General features: G+C 66.6%; 23 protein-coding genes. 15 read left to right on the top strand and 8 right to left on the bottom strand.

Going from position 1 to position 20,383, the window contains the following annotated elements:
• Nucleotides 1–55: 55 nt before the first annotated feature.
• Genes N5C91_RS21580 through N5C91_RS21545 form a run of 8 tightly spaced genes read left to right on the top strand, consistent with a single transcriptional unit; the run spans nucleotide 56 to nucleotide 6,093 of the window.
• Nucleotides 56–802, top strand: coding sequence for a heme ABC transporter permease (locus N5C91_RS21580; protein WP_236173963.1), 747 nt, complete (start codon nucleotides 56–58; stop codon nucleotides 800–802).
• Nucleotides 799–975, top strand: coding sequence for a heme exporter protein CcmD (gene ccmD, locus N5C91_RS21575; protein WP_081519307.1), 177 nt, complete (start codon nucleotides 799–801; stop codon nucleotides 973–975). Before N5C91_RS21580 ends, ccmD begins: the two co-directional genes overlap by 4 nt.
• Nucleotides 972–1,457: a cytochrome c maturation protein CcmE gene (gene ccmE, locus N5C91_RS21570; protein ID WP_045212029.1), complete on the top strand. Its 486-nt coding sequence runs from the start codon at nucleotides 972–974 to the stop codon at nucleotides 1,455–1,457. Before ccmD ends, ccmE begins: the two co-directional genes overlap by 4 nt.
• Before the next feature lie 2 nt (nucleotides 1,458–1,459).
• A complete protein-coding gene (locus N5C91_RS21565) occupies nucleotides 1,460–3,433 on the top strand; it encodes a heme lyase CcmF/NrfE family subunit (RefSeq protein ID WP_236173964.1) in 1,974 nt (657 codons plus the stop codon).
• Between the two features lie 2 nt (nucleotides 3,434–3,435).
• Complete coding sequence (gene dsbE / locus N5C91_RS21560) at nucleotides 3,436–3,978, top strand: thiol:disulfide interchange protein DsbE (protein ID WP_017520316.1); 543 nt, start codon at nucleotides 3,436–3,438, stop codon at nucleotides 3,976–3,978.
• Nucleotides 3,975–4,457: a cytochrome c-type biogenesis protein gene (locus N5C91_RS21555; protein ID WP_236173966.1), complete on the top strand. Its 483-nt coding sequence runs from the start codon at nucleotides 3,975–3,977 to the stop codon at nucleotides 4,455–4,457. Before dsbE ends, N5C91_RS21555 begins: the two co-directional genes overlap by 4 nt.
• Complete coding sequence (gene ccmI, locus N5C91_RS21550; RefSeq protein ID WP_236173968.1) at nucleotides 4,454–5,665, top strand: c-type cytochrome biogenesis protein CcmI; 1,212 nt, start codon at nucleotides 4,454–4,456, stop codon at nucleotides 5,663–5,665. The genes N5C91_RS21555 and ccmI overlap by 4 nt, the downstream gene beginning before the upstream one ends.
• 23 nt (nucleotides 5,666–5,688) lie before the next feature.
• Nucleotides 5,689–6,093, top strand: a complete 405-nt coding sequence (locus N5C91_RS21545) for a hypothetical protein (protein ID WP_236173970.1) — start codon at nucleotides 5,689–5,691, stop codon at nucleotides 6,091–6,093.
• A 128-nt stretch (nucleotides 6,094–6,221) separates the two neighbouring features.
• On the opposite strand, the gene N5C91_RS21540 is transcribed toward N5C91_RS21545, so the two are convergent.
• Nucleotides 6,222–7,424, bottom strand: coding sequence for a GGDEF domain-containing protein (locus N5C91_RS21540; protein ID WP_236201159.1), 1,203 nt, complete (start codon nucleotides 7,422–7,424; stop codon nucleotides 6,222–6,224).
• A 264-nt stretch (nucleotides 7,425–7,688) separates the two neighbouring features.
• Between N5C91_RS21540 and N5C91_RS21535 the strand changes: the two genes are divergently transcribed.
• From N5C91_RS21535 to N5C91_RS21525, 3 genes are all read left to right on the top strand, one after another.
• Nucleotides 7,689–8,402 (top strand): lipoate--protein ligase family protein, encoded by a 714-nt coding sequence (locus tag N5C91_RS21535; RefSeq protein WP_279831883.1) that lies wholly within the window; start codon nucleotides 7,689–7,691, stop codon nucleotides 8,400–8,402.
• Nucleotides 8,403–8,460: 58 nt separating this feature from the next.
• On the top strand, nucleotides 8,461–10,275 hold the full coding sequence (locus N5C91_RS21530) for a monovalent cation:proton antiporter-2 (CPA2) family protein (protein WP_279831881.1): 1,815 nt from the start codon (nucleotides 8,461–8,463) through the stop codon (nucleotides 10,273–10,275).
• Nucleotides 10,276–10,357: 82 nt separating this feature from the next.
• Nucleotides 10,358–11,182 (top strand): enoyl-CoA hydratase/isomerase family protein, encoded by an 825-nt coding sequence (locus tag N5C91_RS21525; RefSeq protein WP_279831880.1) that lies wholly within the window; start codon nucleotides 10,358–10,360, stop codon nucleotides 11,180–11,182.
• A 19-nt stretch (nucleotides 11,183–11,201) separates the two neighbouring features.
• Here N5C91_RS21525 and N5C91_RS21520 read toward each other — a convergent pair whose 3' ends face one another.
• Both N5C91_RS21520 and N5C91_RS21515 read right to left on the bottom strand, forming a co-directional pair.
• Entirely contained in the window at nucleotides 11,202–11,468 is a 267-nt protein-coding gene (locus N5C91_RS21520; protein WP_236173980.1) for a hypothetical protein, read from the bottom strand.
• 248 nt (nucleotides 11,469–11,716) lie between these two features.
• A complete protein-coding gene (locus N5C91_RS21515; protein WP_236173982.1) occupies nucleotides 11,717–12,439 on the bottom strand; it encodes an RNA pseudouridine synthase in 723 nt (240 codons plus the stop codon).
• Nucleotides 12,440–12,543: 104 nt separating this feature from the next.
• Here N5C91_RS21515 and N5C91_RS21510 point away from each other — a divergent pair, with 104 nt between their 5' ends.
• Nucleotides 12,544–13,167, top strand: coding sequence for a hypothetical protein (locus N5C91_RS21510; RefSeq protein WP_279831878.1), 624 nt, complete (start codon nucleotides 12,544–12,546; stop codon nucleotides 13,165–13,167).
• 22 nt (nucleotides 13,168–13,189) lie between these two features.
• On the opposite strand, the gene N5C91_RS21505 is transcribed toward N5C91_RS21510, so the two are convergent.
• The 3 genes from N5C91_RS21505 to N5C91_RS21495 form a co-directional block, all read right to left on the bottom strand.
• On the bottom strand, nucleotides 13,190–13,798 hold the full coding sequence (locus N5C91_RS21505) for a DUF4893 domain-containing protein (RefSeq protein WP_236173985.1): 609 nt from the start codon (nucleotides 13,796–13,798) through the stop codon (nucleotides 13,190–13,192).
• 55 nt (nucleotides 13,799–13,853) lie between these two features.
• Nucleotides 13,854–14,954 (bottom strand): AI-2E family transporter, encoded by a 1,101-nt coding sequence (locus N5C91_RS21500; protein ID WP_236173986.1) that lies wholly within the window; start codon nucleotides 14,952–14,954, stop codon nucleotides 13,854–13,856.
• 191 nt (nucleotides 14,955–15,145) lie between these two features.
• Nucleotides 15,146–15,346, bottom strand: coding sequence for a hypothetical protein (locus tag N5C91_RS21495; protein WP_024765957.1), 201 nt, complete (start codon nucleotides 15,344–15,346; stop codon nucleotides 15,146–15,148).
• A 154-nt stretch (nucleotides 15,347–15,500) separates the two neighbouring features.
• Between N5C91_RS21495 and N5C91_RS21490 the strand changes: the two genes are divergently transcribed.
• Together N5C91_RS21490 and N5C91_RS21485 are read left to right on the top strand one after the other, a co-directional pair.
• Nucleotides 15,501–17,276 carry an ABC transporter transmembrane domain-containing protein gene (locus N5C91_RS21490; RefSeq protein WP_279831978.1) on the top strand — a complete coding sequence of 592 codons (1,776 nt, stop codon included), beginning with the start codon at nucleotides 15,501–15,503 and terminating at the stop codon, nucleotides 17,274–17,276.
• Between the two features lie 171 nt (nucleotides 17,277–17,447).
• The gene (locus N5C91_RS21485) at nucleotides 17,448–18,284 is read left to right on the top strand and encodes a S1-like domain-containing RNA-binding protein (RefSeq protein ID WP_236173987.1); all 837 of its coding nucleotides are present in this window, start codon (nucleotides 17,448–17,450) and stop codon (nucleotides 18,282–18,284) included.
• Nucleotides 18,285–18,288: 4 nt separating this feature from the next.
• On the opposite strand, the gene N5C91_RS21480 is transcribed toward N5C91_RS21485, so the two are convergent.
• Both N5C91_RS21480 and N5C91_RS21475 read right to left on the bottom strand, forming a co-directional pair.
• The gene (locus N5C91_RS21480) at nucleotides 18,289–18,702 is read right to left on the bottom strand and encodes a DUF5064 family protein (protein ID WP_236173988.1); all 414 of its coding nucleotides are present in this window, start codon (nucleotides 18,700–18,702) and stop codon (nucleotides 18,289–18,291) included.
• 247 nt (nucleotides 18,703–18,949) lie between these two features.
• Nucleotides 18,950–19,504, bottom strand: a complete 555-nt coding sequence (locus N5C91_RS21475) for a magnesium transporter (protein ID WP_279831875.1) — start codon at nucleotides 19,502–19,504, stop codon at nucleotides 18,950–18,952.
• Nucleotides 19,505–19,740: 236 nt separating this feature from the next.
• Between N5C91_RS21475 and def the strand changes: the two genes are divergently transcribed.
• A complete protein-coding gene (gene def, locus N5C91_RS21470; protein ID WP_236173990.1) occupies nucleotides 19,741–20,280 on the top strand; it encodes a peptide deformylase in 540 nt (179 codons plus the stop codon).
• Nucleotides 20,281–20,383 lie beyond the last annotated feature (103 nt).

The following is a 20,383-nucleotide window of genomic DNA, read 5'->3' as shown; positions in this document are numbered from 1 at the left end:
GCCGGGCTGGGAAACGGCACCGGCGGCAGACTAGAGCTTTGAATTACAGAGCCTGATGATGAACTGGACTTGGTTTCACAAGCTTGGCTCGCCCAAGTGGTTCTACGAGATCAGCGGACGCTGGATGCCCTGGTTCGCGGCCGCCGCGATCCTGCTGATGGTTGCCGGCACCGTCTGGGGCCTTGCCTTCGCGCCGCCGGACTACCAGCAGGGCAATAGCTTCCGGATCATCTATATCCATGTGCCGGCGGCGTTCCTCGCCCAGTCCTGCTACGTGATGCTGGCCGTGGCCGGCGCGGTGGGGCTGATCTGGAAGATGAAGATCGCCGACGTCGCCGTGCAGTGCGCCGCGCCCATCGGTGCCTGGATGACCTTCGTCGCGCTGGTCACCGGCGCCATCTGGGGCAAGCCGACCTGGGGCGCCTGGTGGGTCTGGGACGCGCGCCTGACCTCGATGCTGATCCTGCTGTTCCTCTATTTCGGCATCATCGCCCTCGGCCAGGCCATCACCAACCGTGACAGCGCGGCCAAGGCCTGTGCGGTGCTGGCTATCGTCGGCGTGGTGAACATCCCGATCATCAAGTACTCGGTGGACTGGTGGAACACCCTGCACCAGCCGGCCACCTTCACCCTCACCGAGAAGCCGCCGATGCCGCCGGAGATGTGGATTCCGCTGCTGATGATGGTCGCCGGTTTCTACTGCTTCTTCGCCGTGGTGCTGATGATGCGCATGCGCCTGGAAGTGCTCAAGCGCGAGGCCCGCGCGAGCTGGGTCAAGGCTGTGGTGGAGCGCGCGCTATGAGTTTCGAGTCCTTCTCCGATTTCCTCGCCATGGGTCACCATGGCCCTTACGTGTGGTCCGCCTACGCCATCTGCCTGGTGGTTTTGGCGATCAACGTCGTCTCGCCGATCGTGGCGCGCCGGCGTTACCTGCAAGAAGAGGCGCGTCGTCTGCGCCGGGAGGCCAGCAAGTGAATCCGGTCCGCAAGAAGCGTCTGTACATCGTCCTCGCCATCGTCGCCGGCGTCGGCGTTGCCGTCAGCCTGGCGCTGTCGGCGCTGCAGGAAAACATCAACCTGTTCTACACCCCAACCCAGATCGCCAACGGCGAGGCGCCGCACGACACGCGCATCCGCGCCGGCGGCATGGTGGAGAAGGGCTCGCTCAAGCGCTCGGCGGATTCGCTGGACGTGGAGTTCGTGGTCACTGACTTCGCCAAGGAAGTCACGGTGAAGTACCGCGGTATCCTCCCGGACCTGTTCCGCGAAGGGCAGGGCATCGTCGCCCTCGGCAAGATCAACGAGGCCGGCGTGCTGACGGCCGATGAAGTGCTGGCCAAGCACGACGAGAAATACATGCCGCCGGAAGTCACCAAGGCGCTCAAGGACAGTGGCAAGCTGGAGCACTACGAAGCCAGCCAGAGCGGCAACGCCGCGCCGCAACAAGGGAGCAACTGACGATGGTCCCCGAACTCGGCCACCTCTCGCTGATCCTTGCGCTGTGCATGGCGCTGGTGATGTCGTTCTTCCCGCTGGTCGGCGCCTGGCGCGGTGATCGCCAGTGGATGAGCCTGGCGCGCCCGGCAGCCTGGGGGCAGTTCGCCTTCCTGCTGTTCTCCTTCGGCTGCCTGACCTGGGCCTTCCTCCACGATGATTTCTCGGTAGCCTACGTTGCCAGCAACTCCAACAGCGCGCTGCCGTGGTTCTACAAGTTCAGCGCCGTATGGGGCGCCCATGAAGGTTCGCTGCTGCTCTGGGCGCTGATCCTCGGCGGCTGGACCTTCGCCGTGTCGGTCTTCTCCCGCCAACTGCCGGAAGTGATGCTGGCCCGTGTGCTGGCCGTGATGGGCATGATCAGCACCGGTTTCCTGCTGTTCCTGATCATCACCTCCAACCCCTTCAGCCGCCTGCTGCCGCAGGTGCCGGCCGACGGCAACGACCTCAACCCGCTGCTGCAGGACCCGGGCCTGATCTTCCACCCGCCGATGCTCTACATGGGCTACGTGGGCTTCTCGGTGGCCTTCGCCTTCGCCATTGCCGCACTGCTCGGCGGCCGCCTCGACGCCGCCTGGGCACGCTGGTCGCGGCCCTGGACGCTGGTGGCCTGGACCTTCCTCGGCATCGGCATCGTGCTCGGCTCCTGGTGGGCCTACTACGAGCTGGGCTGGGGTGGCTGGTGGTTCTGGGACCCGGTGGAAAACGCCTCCTTCATGCCCTGGCTGGTCGGCACCGCGCTGATCCACTCGCTGGCGGTGACCGAGAAGCGTGGCGTATTCAAGAGCTGGACCGTGCTGCTGGCCATCGCGGCCTTCTCGCTGAGCCTGCTGGGCACCTTCCTGGTCCGCTCCGGCGTACTGACCTCGGTGCACGCGTTCGCCTCGGACCCCGAGCGCGGCGTATTCATCCTGGCCTTCCTGCTGCTGGTGGTCGGTGGCTCACTGACCCTGTTCGCCCTGCGCGCGCCGGTGGTCAAGAGCCAGGTCGGCTTCGCCCTGTGGTCCCGCGAGACCCTGCTGCTGCTGAACAACCTGATCCTGGTGGTCACCGCATCGATGATCCTGCTGGGTACCCTCTACCCGCTGGTGCTCGACGCCATCAGCGGCGCCAAGCTGTCGGTCGGCCCGCCGTACTTCAACGCGCTGTTCGTGCCGCTGATTGCCATCCTCATGCTGGCCCTGGCGGTCGGCGTGCTGGTGCGCTGGAAGGACACGCCGACCCGCTGGCTGCGCAACATGCTTACCCCGGTGCTGATCGGCACCGTGGTGCTGGGCGGCCTCGGCAGCTTCCTGTATGGCGAACTGCACTGGGAAGTACTGACGGTGTTCATGCTCGCCGCCTGGGTGGTGCTGGCCGGCGTGCGCGACTTCTTCGACAAGGTTCGCCACAAGGGCGTGATCGCTGGTGCCGCGGGCCTCAACCGTAGCTACTGGGGCATGCAGCTGGCGCACTTCGGGATTGCCATCTGCGCCATCGGCGTGGTGCTCACCAGCCAGTTCAGCGCCCAGCGCGACCTGCGCATGGCGCCGGGCGAGTCGGTCGAGCTGGCCGGCTACCAGTTCCGCTTCGAGGGCACGCATCACTTCGAGGGCCCGAACTTCACCTCCGACAAGGGCACCATCCGCGTCACCCGCAAGGGTTCGGAAGTGGCCGTGCTGCACCCGGAGAAGCGCCTGTACAGCGTGCAGAATTCGATGATGACCGAGGCCGGCATCCACGGCAGCCTGACCCGCGACCTCTATGTCGCCCTGGGTGAGCCGCTGGACAACGGCGCCTGGGCCGTGCGCGTGCACATCAAGCCGTTCGTGCGCTTCATCTGGCTCGGCGGCCTGCTGATGGCCCTGGGCGGCGTGCTGGCGGCGCTGGACCGGCGTTACCGGCTGAAAGTGAAAACGCGTGTACGCGAGGCCCTGGGCCTCGCCGGACAGGGAGCCTGAGTGTGAAGCGTGCGATCCTGCTGTTGCCCCTGGCGATCTTCCTGGTCGTCGCGGTGTTTCTCTTCCGTGGCCTGTGGCTGGACCCCAGCGAGCTGCCCTCGGCGCTGATCGGCAAGCCGTTCCCGGCGTTCTCCCTGCCCAGCGTCACCGAGCCGGGCAAGACCTACACCGAGGCCGATATCAAGGGCAAGCCGGCACTGGTCAACGTCTGGGGCACCTGGTGCCCGACCTGCCGCTTCGAGCACCCGGTGCTCACCGATCTCGCCGCCAAGGGCGTGGTGATCTACGGCATCAACTACAAGGATGACGGCGCCGCCGCGCAGAAGTGGCTCAAGGAATTGCACAACCCCTACCTGCTGAACATCGCCGATGCGCAGGGCACCCTGGGCCTGGACCTGGGCGTCTACGGCGCGCCGGAGACCTACATCATCGACAAGGACGGCATCATCCGCCACAAGCTGGTTGGCGCCGTCGACGAGAAGGTCTGGCGTGAACAGCTGGCACCGATCTACCAGGGCCTGGTCGACGAAGCGGAGGGCAAATGAAGCGCCTGCTTGCCGCCGCCGCATTCTCTTTTGGATTGGGTCTGTGCCTGACCGGCATCGCCCACGCTGCAATCGATACCTACGAATTTGCCAATGATGCCGAGCGCGAGCGTTTCCGCGACCTGACCACCGAGCTGCGCTGTCCCAAGTGCCAGAACCAGGACATCGCCGACTCCAACGCGCCGATCGCCGCCGACCTGCGCAAGCAGATCTACACCCAGATGGAGGCCGGCAAGAGCAACCAGCAGATCGTCGACTACATGGTCGACCGCTACGGCGAGTTCGTGCGCTACAAGCCCGAAGTCAGCGAGCGCACCTGGCTGCTCTGGTTCGGCCCCGCTGCATTGCTGGGCCTGGGCGTGATCGTCATCGGCGCCATCGTCGTGCGCCGCCGTCGCCCGGCTGCGGCCACTTCCACCACGCTGTCCGCCGAGGAGCAGGCGCGTCTCGACCAATTGCTGGATAACCAAGACAAATGATCGATTTCTGGCTCGCTGCCGGCCTGCTGTTGCTGGTCGCCCTGGCATTCCTCCTCGTTCCTCTGCTGCGTGGCCGCAAGGCCCAGGCCGAGGAAGACCGCACCGCCCTCAACGTTGCCCTGTACCAGGAGCGCCTGGCCGAGCTGGGTGCCCAGCGTGATGCCGGCACCCTGGACGCGGCGCAGTTCGAAGCTGGCCGCGCCGAAGCGGCCCGCGAACTGCTCTCCGACACCGAAGGTGCCGGTGAAGACCGTCGCACCCGCCTTGGTCGCGCCGCGCCGCTGGTGGCAGCGCTGGTCCTGCCGTTCCTGGCCCTGGGGCTGTACCTGCACTGGGGTGCCAGTGACAAGGTGGAACTGGCCCGCGAATTCGCCACGGCGCCCAAGTCCATGGAAGAGATGACCTCGCGCCTCGAGCGTTCGTTGAAGGCCCAGCCGGATTCCGCCGAGGGCTGGTACTTCCTCGGCCGCGCCTACATGACCCAGAACCGCGCCGCCGACGCCGCCAAGGCCTTCGAGCAGGCCGCGCGTCTTTCCGGCCGCCAGCCGGAAGTGCTCGGGCAGTGGGCCCAGGCGTTGTATTTCGCTGGTGACAAGGCACTCACCCCGGAAGTCCGCGGCCTGGCCGATGAAGCCCTGAAGAAGGACCCGCAGGAGGTCACCACCCTCGGCCTGCTCGGTATTGCCGCGTTCGAGGACGAAAAGTACGCCGACGCCATCGATTACTGGGGCCGTCTGGTCACCGTGCTGCCGCAGGACGATCCGTCCCGCGATGCCATTGCCGGCGGTATCGAGCGCGCGCGCCAGCGCATGCTCGAGAAGGGCCAGACCCCGCCCGAGGCGCCGGCTGCCGTTGCCACCGCTGGCGTAACCCTGAAGGTGAAGGTCGACCTGACCGCCGCCGTGAAGGGCCAGGTCAAGCCGGACGACAGCGTGTTCGTCTTCGCCCGTGCCGTGAGCGGGCCGCCGATGCCGCTGGCGGTGAAGCGCCTGAAGGTCTCCGACCTGCCCAGCGAGGTCTCGCTGAGCGACGCCGATGCGATGATGCCGCAGCTCAAGCTTTCGCAGCACCCGCAGGTGCAGCTCGTCGCGCGGATTTCCCGTGCCGGCAATGCCATCACCGGAGAATGGATCGGACGCAGCGAAGCGTTGTCTACTGCCAACGCGGGCGAGCAGAGCGTGACCATCGACAGCCCGGACCAGAAGTAAGACGAACAAGAGAGGGGTGAGCGATGAAGGGCAGAGTGCTGGCGCTGGGCGCCATGCTGGTATTGGGTGGTTGCGTGGTGCAACCGCAGCAGCCGGAGCAGCCGCCCGTGCAGACGTCGCCGCCCTCGCAGCCGAGCAAGCCGATCCCGCCGGCCAAGACCTCCAGCTCGCCCATCACCCCGCAGCCGAGCACTGCACCGGCCGCCAAGCGCCCGACCCAGTTCGCCCCGCCGCCCGGTGGCAAGGGGCGCTGGGACGCCAGCCTCGGCGTCTATGTGATCCAGGGCCAGAAGGACCTCTACTACCGCCAGCGCACCTACTATCACTGGGACAACGGCTGGTACTGGGGTGTTGGCCCGCAAGGCCCCTGGACCGAGACCGACAGCAGCGGCGTACCGCCGGGACTGACGCGCAAGTACGCGCAGTAAGAGGATTTCGTAGGAGCGGACTTTGTCCGCGATCGTCTCGCCGCCGCTCCGGGCAAACGGGAAGCTCGGCTCAGCCAATCGCGGACAAAGTCCGCTCCTACGCCTCCTGGTAGCCGAGAGTTCACGCGCTAGTCGAACGTCCCCATCTCCGTCCCCAGTTCGATCACCTCCACCCGATTGCGCCCGCTGGCCTTGGCCTTGTACAGGGCCTTGTCGGCCGCCGCGTAGAGTCCCTCGTAGGTGCCCGGTACTCCCGCCGCCAGGCTGGCGATGCCGAAGCTGGCAGTGAGGTAGAGCAGACCGTCCTTCATCGGCAGCGGGGTTTCTTCCAGCAGGCGGCGTACCTTCTCGGCGATCACCCGCGCCTGGGGCTGCGAGGTGTCGGGCAACAGCAGCAGGAACTCCTCGCCGCCCAGGCGCGCCACGCTGTCACCGGTGCGCGTGTAGTTCCTCAGCAGGCTGGCGGTGTGGCGGATGACCTCATCCCCCAGCGGGTGGCCGTAACGGTCGTTGATGAACTTGAAATGATCCAGGTCCACCATGAGCAGGCTGATCGGCGCCGGCTGGCGGGCGACGCGCGACAGCTCCATGCTGACCAGCTGGTCGAACTGGCGGCGGTTGAACAGTCCCGTCAGCGGATCGTGGCCGGCGAGGTATTCCAGCTGGCGGTTCTTTTCCTCCAGTTCCAGCCGCTGCTGACGGAGGAACTCGCGCTGGCGCAGGTTGCGTACATGGCTGTGCCAGAGGATGAACGACAGCACCACGCCGATGCCGCAGATGGTCAGCCCGCCCATCTGGTTGGACAGGCGCAGTTGCGGGTCGGCCTGGGTCAGGGCCATCGCCAGCTCGAAGGCGGCGAATGCGAGGATGTAGAGGGTGACGGCCAGCCGTGGCCGCAGCAGCAGAATCAGCGCGGTGGCCACCGACGCCATGAGGAACGGGGTGATGCTGCTGGTCACCTGCTGGTCGGCACTGGTGATGGCGACGCCGAACCCCAGCAGCAGGGTGCTGCCCAGAAGGGTCAGCAGTTGCATGTACCACAGCGCGGCGCTGCGGCGTGGCGGCGCGGCGAACCAGGCCAGCAGGCCGAGCAGGGAGAACAGCACGGCGACCGTTGCATGGATGCGGATGATGTCCATCCTCCAGCCGTCGTGCTCCGGGCTGGCCCCTTGCAGGTTGAGCCTGAACACGATGATGTGGATAAGATCGAACAGCACCGCCAGCGGAGCCGAGAAGTACAGGCGGCGGAGGTTTTCCCGGGCGATCGGCAGGGCCAGTGCGTCGTTGACGGCAATGGCATGGTGCAGCCGCTGAAGCAACGTCCTGGACACGGGGCTCGGGCCTCCTGCGCTAGTGCTGGCCAGCAACAGGATAGACGCGCCGCCGCCGGACTGCGGGATTGATCGCGCCCGAGGTGACCCGATGCGACAGACAGGCAGTCACAGTCCACTATCGAGAATTTCCGGGATCGGCAACAAATTGGCCTGGAACATTGTCGGATAATCCCTCTGCGGGCATAGTCCGCACCCCGGATCGCGCCAGGCAAGCTGCTGCGCAACCGATGCAGCCGCATCATCAACCCCAAGGACGCTGTCATGAAAAGAGTGCAACGACTGTCGGCGCAGCAAGGTCTGGATGCCGAGCGTGCGCTGCTCGACGCTACCTTCGCCGGCGAGCGCGACAGCGGCCTGTTGTTCTGGCGCCCGCAAGAACAATCCCTGGTGATGCCCCGCCGGCTGAGCCGCCTGGAAGGTTTTGCCGCCGCCGAAGCCGCCTGTGCCGGGCTCGGCTGGCCGATCGCCCTGCGTGATACCGGCGGCGAGCCGGTGCCGCAGTCCGCGGGAGTGCTCAATGTCGCGCTGGTCTACGCGATCCCGCCGAGCGACAACGAGCAGACGCGTATCGAAACCGCGTACCTACGCCTGTGCCAGCCCTTGTGCGACTGGCTGGCCGCCCTCGGTCTCGATCCGGGCCTGGGGGAAGTGGAGGGTGCCTTCTGCGATGGCCGCTACAACGTCAACCTGGGCGGCCGCAAGCTGGTGGGCACGGCCCAGCGCTGGCGCCGCCGGCCCAGCGACGGGCGCTATGTGGTACTGGCCCACGGCGCCATCCTGATGGAGAACCAGCGCGAGCCGATGGTCGCGGCGGTGAATGCCTTCTACGCGCACTGCGGGCTCGAAGCGCGCGTGCGCGCCAGCAGCCATGTGGCGCTGGACGAGCGCTGCGAGCAGCCCTGGGAGCAGGTAGATGCCCTGGCCGGGCAGTTCCAGCGGCACCTGCTGGCCGAGGGTGTGGTGCTGGATGTGTGAGATGAACGACGTGGGTGGATCTTCGCTTCGCCCCAACCCTTCCAAGGAGTCTTGATACATGGAACATGGGACGAATTACCTGCAATACACGGTGGTGTTCCTGATCGCCGCAGTGTTCATGGTGCCGCTGGCAAAGCGCCTGCAACTTGGTGCCGTGCTGGGCTACCTGCTGGCCGGGGTGATCATCGGGCCGTACCTGCTGGGCCTGATCGACAATCCGGAAAGCGTCGCCAGTCTTTCCGAACTGGGCGTGGTGCTGCTGCTGTTCATCATCGGCCTGGAACTGTCGCCCAAGCGCCTGTGGGTGATGCGCAAGCAGGTGTTCGGCGTAGGCCTGGCGCAGGTGTTGCTCACCGCGCTGGCCCTGGCGAGCCTGGCGGTGCTGGTGTTCGAGTTGCCGCTCAATACCGCCGTGGTGATCGGCGGTGGCCTGGCGTTGTCGTCCACCGCCTTCGGCCTGCAGATCCTCGCCGAGCGCAAGGAGCTCAATAGCCCCTACGGGCGCCTGGCGTTCGCCATCCTGCTGTTCCAGGACATCGCCGCGATCCCGCTGATCGCCATGATCCCGCTGCTGGGCGCGCGTGCCGACAGCCTGGCTCCCGGTGGCGACGTCGCCCATGTGATCGAGGTGGTGGGCAGCATCGCCGTGGTGGTGATCGGCGGGCGCTTCCTGCTGCGCCCGGTGTTCCGCTCTGTCGCGCGTACCGGCCAGGCGGACCTGTCCACCGCCACCGCGTTGCTGGTCGTGGTCGGTACGGCGTGGTTGATGGAGGAGGCCGGCGTCTCCATGGGGCTGGGCGCCTTCCTCGCCGGCCTGCTATTGGCCGACTCCGAGTACCGCCACGAGCTGGAAGCGCAGATCGAGCCCTTCAAGGGCCTGTTGCTCGGGCTGTTCTTCATCAGCGTGGGCATGAGCGCCGATCTCGGCCTGCTGAAGAACGAGCCGTTCCGGGTCATCGGCCTGACCCTGCTGCTGGTGGCGATCAAGCTGCCGCTGCTGTTCCTCGTCGGGCGCCTGGCGGGCGGCCTGGACAAGGTCTCGGCGATCCGCCTGGGTGTGCTGCTGGGAGCTGGCGGCGAATTCGCCTTCGTGGTGTTCAAACTGGCGGCGGCGCAAGGACTGATGGACGCCGACATGCATTCGCTGCTGGTGCTCGGCATCACCCTGTCGATGGCCATGACGCCGCTGATGGTGCTGGCCCTGGCACGCAGCTTTAAGCCCAAGCCGGCAGTGCTGCGCGAGCCGCCGCCGGAGTACCGCCAGTTGCCCGACGATGCCCCGCGCGTGGTGATTGCCGGCATGGGCCGGATGGGCCAGGTGGTCGCGCGTGTCCTGCGTGCCCAGGGCGTGCCTTTCGTCGCGCTGGATACCTCGGTGGACACCATCGAGCTGACTCGCAGCTACGGCAACATCCCGATCTTCTACGGTGACCCGCTGCGCCCGGAAATCCTGCGTGCCGCCCAGGTGGAAAAGGCCGAGTTCTTCGTCGTCGCCACCGACGACCCGCAGACCAACATCGAGACGGCCAGGCTGGTGCGCAAGCTCTACCCGCACATCAAGGTCATCGGTCGGGCGCGCAACCGCCAGCACGTCTACCACCTGCTGGATGCCGACGCGACGCCGGTGCGCGAGACCTTCCATTCCAGCCTGGAAATGAGCCGCCTGTTGCTTACCGGCCTGGGCTTGAACGAGGAACAGGTGGCTGCGCGCATTCGCCGCTTCAAGCGTCACGACGAAGCGGTGCTGATGGCCCAGTACCGCGTCTACGACGACGAGACCGCGGTGATCCAGACCGCCCGCGAGGCGCGCAAGGAGCTGGAAACCCTGTTCGAGGCGGACCACCTGGAAGACCAGGGCATCGGCCACCACTGACGGGCCATTCCGCGTATCGATAGTGCTGGGGCGGGCCCGCCGCCCCGGCGCATTCTCAGGCCTTCGCAATGGAGGCCCGACAATGAGCGACTACCGCACTTTCACTCGGCAAGACCGCGACGGCGTAGCCGTGGTGAGCTTCCGGCACCCGCCGATCAACCTGATCGACCGCGCCATGGTCATCGACCTGCTGCACCTGGCCGATGAGCTGGAGCGCGACAGCGATACCCGCGTGGTGCTGTTCCGCAGCGCCAACCCGGACTTCTTCCTCGCCCATTACGACCTCGGCAGCCAGCTGGACGCGCCGCCGATGAAGCTGCCGGCCGGCATGGCCAGCCCGCTCAGCGCGCTGTTCAGCCGTTTCAGCCGGCTGCCGCAGGTGACCATTGGCGAGCTGCGCGGCCGCGCCCGTGGGGCCGGCAGCGAATTCCTCCTGGCGCTGGATATGCGCTTCGCCTCCCGCGAGCGTGCGCTGCTCGGTCAGCCGGAAGTGGCGGTCGGCTTGTTGCCCGGAGCCGGTGGCACGGTAAGGCTGGCGCAGATGCTTGGACGGGGCAGGGCGCTGGAGGTCTGCCTGGGGGGCGAGGACTTCGCTGCGGACACCGCGGAGCGCTACGGCTGGATCAACCGGGCACTGGCGGACGCGGAACTGGAAGGCTTCTGCGAGGCCCTGGCGCGCCGGATCGCGGCCTTCCCGGCGGCGGGCATCGCCCATGTGAAGGCGGTAGTGGATCAGGTGACGGCGGCGGACCAGGCGGCGCTGGTGGAGGAGTCGCAGCGCTTCGTTGGTGACATGTCCGCGCCCGGGACGCTGGAGCGGGTGCGCTGGATGATGGACAACGGCGGCCAGCGGGACGGGGAACTCGAACGCGACCTGGGGGCTGCGCTCGGACGCTACCCGGGCTGAACCGCTGGCGAGGACGGCTTCACGCGGTCTTCGCCAGGATCGGCTCGTTCGCCACGGCGACCAGCACCGGCCGGGCCAACTGGTGTTTGACCGCCGGGCGCGGCTGGCGGCTGGCCGAAGGGCGACGGTCGGGGATGACCACGGCCGAGCCCGGCGAGCGCAGGGTCAGCACGGCGATGCCACCGGCCAGCAGCGTGGTGGCGAGCACGACGCTGGCGAGCGCGACGTACAGCAGCAGCTCCACCAGGGAGCCAACGAGCAGCAGGAAATCGAGAATGACTTGCATGATGGTGTCCTCTTGACGATCCGTTGGGGGCGTCTCGCGAGTAGCTCGTTCGCCCCTGCGGCCCGACTGCGGGGCCGGCGAATCTCCTGCCAGCGAGTTGATGGGGCAAAGATGCCGCGCGCGGACTATCAAGAGAACTGAATGCGTCGACTGGTGACTATCGACGCTATCGATAGCGGCTGGACGCCGCGAGTTAGAGAGGTGCCCAGGTTATTCGCGGGCGCCTGCGACCTTGGTCTCGTAGACGCTCAGAACTTCTCGCCCGGCTGCAGGAAGCGCCACTGGCCAGCAGGCAGCTTGCCCATGGCCACGCCGCCCAGGCGCAGGCGGCGGATCGACAGGGCGTGCAGGCCGACAGCCCGGCACATGGCGGCGATCTGCCCGGGGCGGAACTGCTTGCCGGCGAAGCGCAGGCGGTTCTCGCTCTGCCAGCTGACCTTCAGTGGCGGCAGCTCGCGGCCGTCGATCACCAGGCCACGGCACAGGCGCTTGAGGCCGTTGTCGGCGATCTGCCCGCTGACCTCGACCACATATTCGTGCTCGATGTTGTCCGCCTCATCCACCAGCCGGCGCTGCACGCCGCGGCTCTGGGTGTAGACCAGCAGGCCGCTGGCGTCAGTCTCCAGCACCGTGGTGTTGAACTGATGGCCGAAGTGCTTGCGCAACAGGCGCTGCTGCAGGTTGTCCTCGGCCCAGCGCTTGTCCGGCGTCAGCAGTTGCTGGGCGGAGTTGGCGCCGTTGCCGCTGCCCAGGCCGACCGGCTTGTGCACCAGGATGGTGACCGGCGGGATCGGCTCGGGCGAGGCGCCGGGCAGCAGTTCGATGCGCTGGCTGTCGACCTTGAACTGCGGTTCCTCCACGCGCTGGCCGTCCACCGTGACCCAGCCACCCTCGATATACAGCTCGGCTTCGCGGCGCGAACAGGGCAGCAGCTCGGCGAGGCGCTTGGACAGGCGGATGGCTTCGGACATTTCAGGTAACCAGACAGGGGAAAGCGTCCATTGTAACCGCAAGCCGGCGGAATGATCCGTGCCGTATCCGGTCACAATCTCAGACCAAGCAAAGAGGAAGCGCGATGCGGATCACCCTGATCGACGGCCTGGGCTGGGACCTGGACGAGCACGGCAGCGGCGGCCTGATCAACAAGCGCGGGGAGAAGGTGCACCTGCGCCAGGGCGACATGGACGGAGCCTGCGGCCCCTACTGCCTGGTGATGGCCATGCTCGCCCGCAACCAGTTGGCGCGGCGCCAGGCCAAGGGGCTGGCGCCGGTGGATTCGCGGACCCGCTACGGGCGGCTGATGGAGGCGCTGAACGAGCATGAGACGCTGGTGCGCGTCGGTACCACCGGCGCCGACCTGCTGGAACTGCTCAAGGTCATCAGCGACAAGGAGTACCGCGTCGAGCGCGGCAACGGTACGCGGATGGTCGAGCTGACCCGGCGGCACCTGGAGGAGAATATCCCGGTGGTGCTGGGCTTCCACGGCCGCAAGGCCAGCGACATCCGCCACTGGTGCCTGGCGGTGGGGATGAGCGACGACGCCTTCTTCCTGCTCGACCCGGCCCACGACCTGCAGCGCGGGCTGGCGTGGAACGCGGTGCTCACCACCCAGGCCAATGGCTCGCGCTTCGGTTATCGCTACCTCAACGCGAAGGGCACCTGGGCGGTGACGCTCAAGGAAATGGTGGCGCTGCTTTAGGCCCTTGCTGGTGTGGCAGGGCTCAGCGAGTGAAGCGGAACAGGTTGTAGCCGCCCAGTTGCTCGGGCACCAGCAGCACGAAGCCGTCATGCGAGTTGCGCACTACGCCGACCACATCGGTCTCGCGCGCGGCGGCCTGTTCGAGGCCGCTGTAGCCCACCTGCGGGTCGTCGTTCACCGAAGCGCCGCCGACGAATACCAACTGCTTGTCGTCCAGGCGTTGCAGGTAGCCGCTGATGCGCTGCGAACCGCTGGTCTTCTCCAGGTACAGCCCCTTGGGCGTCTGCCGCACCGAGCACTTGAAGTTCGGGTAGCCGTACAGCGCTTCCGTTTCGATCTGCACCGAGCGGCATTTCCAGTTGCCGGTCAGCGCCGCGTCGGCCAGCGGCTCGGGATCTTCCAGCACGATACGGTAGAGATTCAGTGCTTCGTTGCGGGTGGTTTCGTCTTCGCTCTGCTGGAGCTGGTCGAGCAGGCGCTTGACCTCGCCATCGAGGGTCGTCAGGCGCTGCTGGTCAGCAGCGTTGACCACCGCCGGCCAGACGATGGCGGGTTCTTCGGCGAAGGCCAGCGGGGAGAGCAGCAGGCCCGCGGCGAGCAGGGCGGCGGTGAGGGAGCAGCGTTTCGACATCTTGTGCATTCCATTGCAGGGGAAATCCCGCGGTGCAAGCCGCGGGCGAGGGGGTTCAGGGGGCTGGCGGCTCGATGGGCGGAGCGACAGGCGCCTCGCGCTCGTGGACCCAGGACATGAACAGCTCGTAGCCCAGCGCCAGTACCACCGGGCCGACGAACAGGCCGATGATGCCATTGCTGAGCATGCCGCCCAGGGCGCCGATCAGGATCACCGGCATCGGCACCTTGCCGCCGCGGCCGAACATCAGCGGCTTGAGCACGTTGTCGGAGAGGCCGCCGGCCATGGTCCAGATGGTGAACAGGATGGCGACCAGCAGCGAGTCGTTGGTCATGAACACATAGATGATCGCCGGAATGGTGATCAGCACCACCGGCAACTGGGTGATGCCCAGCAGCAGCACGCCCAGGGCCAGCAGGCCGGCGCCGGGGATGCCCATGACGACGAAGCCCAGGCCGAGGATCATGGTCTGGATGAAGGCCACGCCCACTACGCCCTGCGCTACCGCGCGGATGGTGCCGGTACACAGCTCGGCCAGCCCCGGTCCGCGCTCCGGGCCGGAGATGCGGATGGCGATGTCGCAGGAAGTCCGGCTGCCCAGCTCACCGTAGGCCATGATGATGCCGGCGACGACGAACGCCGCCAGGAACTGCATCAGGCCCATGCCAGCGCCTGCCGCCTGGCCTGCCAGGGTCTTGGCGACACCCTGCAGGTGCGGGGCCATCTGGTGGACGACCCCCATGAAGTCGGTGGCGACGCGTGTCCAGAAGGGATAGACGTACTGCCCGATCACCGGCCATTGCTGTACCGAGTCCGGAGGCAGCGGGATCTGCAGGGTACGGTTCTGGATGGCGTGCACCAGGTCGCGCACCGAGTCGGCCATCGACATGCCGATCACCACCACCGGCACCAGCAGGATCACCAGGCCGAGGATCACGATCAGCGTCGCTGCGCTGTTGGGCCGTCCGCCCAGCCAGCCGCTGAGCAACTGATGCAGCGGGTAGAGGGTGATGGCGAGGATCACCGACCAGAGCATGAGGTCGAGGAAGGGATGGAAGATGCGGAAGCAGAACAGGGCCAGCAACAGGATCAGGCCGGCGCGGATCAGCACATCGAGCAGGTTGCGCGACAGCAGCTTTTCCGGAGAGGGCAGCATGGGGTGCTCCTTGCAGCGGGCGCGACGTGGCCCAGTCCTTAACTATTGGCGGACTCTGCCCGAGTGCAAGGTGTTCAGGCAATAAAGGAAGTTCGGGATTGCGCGGCGATCGTGAAAAGCGCGGGTAGAGGCGGGTAGAGGCGGGGCGAGCGGGCAGCCTGCCGAGGACCGGCAGGCTTGCCTGCGAGGTATTACTTCTTGCCGAGGCTGATGTGGCGGCTCGGTGCGCCGTAGTTCTGACCGGTCACGCCCTTGGCGATCTGCTGGATCTCACCGCCGGAGTTCAGGAAGGCGGCAATCTGGGCTTCCAGAGCTTCGCTGGTTGCGGTAGCGGCGGGAGCCTTGGGGGCTGCTTTCTGGCGGGTGGAGGGCTTGGTAGTCATATCTGCCATACCTGTCTGCGCAAATTGGCCGCCCATTGTACATCAAACGAGCAGCTTTCGGGGCGGTCATGGAACGAACGGTCCCATTCGGCGGCCTGAATAGTCCTTCGCCTGGTGCGTAGTGGCGGTGCTACCCTCTGCGCACTCCGGCCGCTCAGAGCCCATCATGTCCCTGCTGTCGTCCCGCCAGCGCAATGCCTTGCGCCTGGCTCGCTCGTTCCTGGCGCCTTACCGCTGGCGCGCACTCGGCGCCTTGCTGGCGCTGCTGTTCACCGCCGCCATCACCCTGTCACTGGGGCAGGGTATCCGCCTGCTGGTGGACCAGGGCTTCATCACCCAGTCCGAACAGCTGCTCACCCGTGCCATCGGCATCTTCTTCGCCCTGGTGCTGTGCCTGGCGGTGGGTACCTTCGTGCGCTTCTACCTGGTGTCGTGGATTGGCGAGCGCTTCGTCGCCGATATCCGCCAGCGCGTGTTCGACCACCTGATCGAGCTGCACCCCGGCTTCTACGAAAACAACCGCGCTTCGGAAATCCAGTCGCGCCTCACCGCCGACACCACGCTGCTGCAGTCGGTGATCGGCTCCTCGCTGTCCATGGCGCTGCGCAACGTGCTGATGCTGCTGGGCGGGGTGATCCTGATGTTCTTCACCAACGTCAAGCTGACCAGCATCGTGGTCGCTTCGTTGCCGCTGGTGATCGCACCGATCCTGCTGTTCGGCCGTCGCGTGCGCAGCCTTTCGCGGCTCAGCCAGGATCGCGTGGCGGACGTCGGCAGTTACGTCGGCGAGTCCCTCGGCCAGATCAAGACGGTGCAGGCCTACAACCACCAGGCGCAGGACCGCGCGCGCTTCGGCCGCACCGTGGAAGACGCCTTCGACACCGCGCGCAAGCGCATCACCCAGCGTTCCTGGTTGGTCAGCGTGGTGATCCTGCTGGTGCTCGGCGCCGTCGGCGTGATGCTCTGGGTCGGCGGCATGGACGTCATCGCCGGGCGCATCAGTCCCGGCGACCTGGCCGCTTTCGTGTTCTACAGCCTGATCGTCGGCATGGCTTTCGGCACGCTCAGCGAGGTGATTGGGGAGCTGCAGCGTGCGGCTGGCGCGGCGGAACGCATCGCCGAGCTGCTGCGGGCGCGCAGTGAAATCCATGCGCCCGCCAGCGACCTGCTGTACCTGCCCGCACGGATCGTCGGCAGCATCGAGTTGCAGGGTGTGCGCTTCGCCTATCCGTCGCGCCCCGAGCAATGGGCCGTCGATGGCATCGACCTGCGCGTGGAGCCAGGTGAGACCCTGGCCCTGGTCGGCCCATCCGGTGCCGGCAAGTCGACCCTGTTCGACCTGCTGTTGCGCTTCTACGACCCGCAGCAGGGACGCATCCTGATCGACGGCCAGCCGATCGCCCAGCTCGATCCGGTGGACCTGCGCCGCAGCTTCGCCCTGGTGTCGCAGAACCCGGCGCTGTTCTTCGGCACGGTGGAGGAGAACATCCGCTACGGCCGCCCCGGCGCCAGCAATGCCGAAGTGGAGGCTGCCGCCCGCGCCGCCCATGCCCATGAGTTCATCCTGCGCCTGCCGCAGGGCTACCGCACGCACCTGGGCGAGAGCGGCCTGGGATTGTCCGGCGGGCAGCGCCAGCGCCTGGCGATCGCCCGTGCGCTGCTGGTGGACGCGCCTATCCTGTTGCTCGACGAGGCCACCAGCGCGCTGGATGCCGAGAGCGAACACCTGATCCAGCAGGCGCTGCCGGGGCTGATGCGCGACCGCACCACGCTGGTGATCGCCCACCGCCTGGCCACCGTGCTCAATGCCGACCGCATCGCGGTGATCGAACACGGCCGCCTGGTCGCGCTTGGGCGGCACGCCGAACTGGTGGTCAGCAGCCCGTTATATGCACGCCTGGCCGAACTCCAGTTCGGCCAGGCGGAGCAGAACCTGTAGGAGCGAGCTGGCTCGCGAACTGCTTAACTCCGGAGCTGCCGCAAAGCAGGGTTCGCGAGCAAGGGCTGGGCGCCCCCCTCGGTCCTACAAAAAAGCCGGCGTTCGGCGGCCTGAGGCGCATCCTTGCGCCAATGCGCGTAGAATGCTCGCCCCGTTCACGAGGTAAGCGTCATGGCAGTCATAGGTCGGTTCAATTCGTTGCAGGTGGCCAAGCACACCGATTTCGGTCTCTACCTGGATGGCGAGAGCCATGGCGAAATCCTGCTGCCCAAACGCTATGTGCCGAAGAACGAACCCACCGAGGTGGGCGACTGGCTGAACGTGTTCATTTACCTGGACAGCGAAGATCGCCTGATTGCCACCACCCAGAAGCCCAAGGTGCAGGTCGGCGGTTTCGCCAGCCTCAAGGTGGTGGAAGTCAACCGCATCGGGCTGTTCCTCGACTGGGGCCTGCCCAAGGACCTGCTCCTGCCGCACTCGGAAGAAAAGCGCCCGCTGCAGGTCGGTGATTACTGCGTGGTCTACGTCTACCTCGACGAGCGCAGCCGCCGCATCACCGCCACCGCGCGGCTGGATCGCTACCTGGACAACGTCCCGGCCAACTACAAGGTCGGCCAGCAGGTGGACCTGCTCGTCGTCGAGCGCACCGACCTGGGCTACAAGGCCATCATCGACGGCAAGCACTGGGGCCTGATCCACAAGAACGAAGTCTTCAAGTTCATGCGTAATGGCCTGCGCGAGACCGGCTACATCAAGGAAATGCGCGCCGACGGCAAGATCAGCCTGAGCCTGCAACCGGCCGGCGCCGGCCTGTCCGACGCATTGAGCGAGCAGATCCTCAACGCCCTGCGCGAGGCCGGCGGTACCCTGGCGCTCAGCGACAAGAGCCCGCCGGAACTGATTGCGCAGCAGTTCGGCGTCAGCAAGGGCAACTTCAAGAAGGCCATCGGCGGTCTGTTCAAGCAGGGCCTGATCGTCATCCATGACGACCGTATCGAACTGACCTGACGGCTCAGCCGCGCCCGCGGACGATGGACTCGGCCACCGCGCAACGCGGCTCGGCCGGGGCCAGCGAGCCCATGCGCTGCAGGTCGACCGGCGTACCCGGCTCGGCCCTCAGCAGACGACGCAGGTCGTCGAACACCCGGTCATGCTCCTTGCGAAAGCGCAGCACCGGCCCGCTGCAGACCCGCAGACCGTGGCGGCGGAGGATGCGTGTGGCGCTGCCGGCGAAGTTGAAGGCGAGGTCGCCGGGTAGCTCGAAGCCGTCACTGAAGGGCTGGCCGTCGATTTCACCATCCAGTTCGAACCTCACCAGGGCATCGCGGCTGGCGGCGTTCTCCACGCTGTAGCGCAGGCGGATGCGGTACTGCTGGCGGTCGAGGCCGGCGCTCGAGTGCACGGTGACCTGGGCGGGGACGGACATGGTGTTTCCTTAGCGACAAGCGTCTGTCATGGATTCAGTGACCCTAGCCGCCTGCCGGTTGAGTGGCCAGTGGCGACAGGCGGTGACGTCATCCGGCTCGCCGTTGCGGCGCCGGAGGATGCGCTGGGGATACCAGTTTCCAATTGCCGGGCCAGTACTCGGCTGACATGAGTCAAAGCCCGGCCGCCGCAGGCCATCGGCTTGCGGAGCAAGAGCGCGGCAATCCCGCCGCAAGGCTGACCGCGGCTTACATCATATGGCGGAAGCGATTCCAGGCCTGCTCGACGGAGAGCCACCAAGCCGGCATGGCGCTGCCGAAGCCGGCAATTTCCAGGCGCGGGTGATGGCGCACCACCATGTCCAGTACCGGTTCCTGCTCGGGTTTCACGTCGACGAAGAACACGTGGCGGCCTTCCTGCAGGTTGTCCTGGAAGCGGCGCACCTCGCCGCTGGGGCGCTGCAGGCCGAAGAAGCTGCTTTCCCACAGGCTGAAGCCCAGCAGCACGGCGGCAAGGAAGACCAGGGGAATCCAGCCGGCGGCTGTCTGCGTCCAGCCGCTCAGGTAGCCGACCACCAGTACCAGCACGGCCAGCGCCGCACCGATCAGCAGGCCGATCTTGCCCCAGTGCACCACGTCCTTCTTCATCATCGAGGGCACTTCGTGGAGCCGGTGCTCTTCCAGCTCCGCATCGCTGTCGCTGAGCACGTGCATCTGTTCGATGCCGATACCGCTTTCGGAGAGCTCCTGCTCGACCTGCTCCAGGTCGTCCAGGTTGTCGCTGATGTAGTAATGCCTGTTCATGACGAACCTCCAGCCCCCGGAATGAAGATCCCCCAGGGTTTGACCGCCATCTGCCGTGAAAATCGGCAAATATCCGCTGTTCGATGGTTGTCGTCGCAGATCAGTCTAACACCGCGGCGCCGTGCGGTCCGGGGCCCTGCCCGGCGGTCGCGGGCTTGCCAGACCGGCCGTGGGGGCCGAGGATGCAGCTCTCATTGGAAGCATGCCGCTTTCACTCAACGGCGAACGAGGCCGAGATGATCCGCGAGATTCTCAAGATGGGTGACGAGCGCCTGCTGCGCATCGCCCCGCCGGTGCCCGACTCGATGATCGGCAGCGCCGAGTTGCAGCAACTGATCGACGACATGTTCGAGACCATGCACCACGTCGGTGGCGTTGGCCTGGCCGCGCCGCAGATCGGCGTTGACCTGCAACTGGTGATCTTCGGTTTCGAACGCAGCGAGCGTTACCCGGACGCGCCGGCAGTGCCGCCGACCATCCTGCTCAATCCGCTGATCACGCCCATCGGCGATGAGCGGGAGGAGGGCTGGGAAGGCTGCCTCTCGGTCCCCGGCCTGCGTGGCGCGGTGGACCGCTACCGGACCATCCGCTACCAGGGCGTCGACCCTCAGGGCCAGCCCATCGACCGCACAGTGGAGGGTTTCCACGCCCGCGTGGTGCAGCATGAGTGCGACCACCTGATCGGCCGGCTGTATCCATCGCGCATCAGCGATTTCAGCAAGTTCGGTTTTACCGAAGTGCTGTTCCCGGGGCTCGATCCGAACGTGGATGACTGACCCCCAGCGCCACCGCTCTGTGTAGGAGCGAGCTTGCTCGCGAACCCGCCCACCTGCGTGCCCGCCGGCTAACTCGTTCGCGAGCCTATTCGCCCCTGGGTCG

The organism is Pseudomonas sp. GD03903 (genome assembly GCF_029840045.1).
GTDB classification, from domain to species: domain Bacteria; phylum Pseudomonadota; class Gammaproteobacteria; order Pseudomonadales; family Pseudomonadaceae; genus Pseudomonas; species Pseudomonas pseudonitroreducens.
Note: the sequence above shows the minus strand (reverse complement) of the source record. Positions and strands in the feature narration are given on the sequence as shown.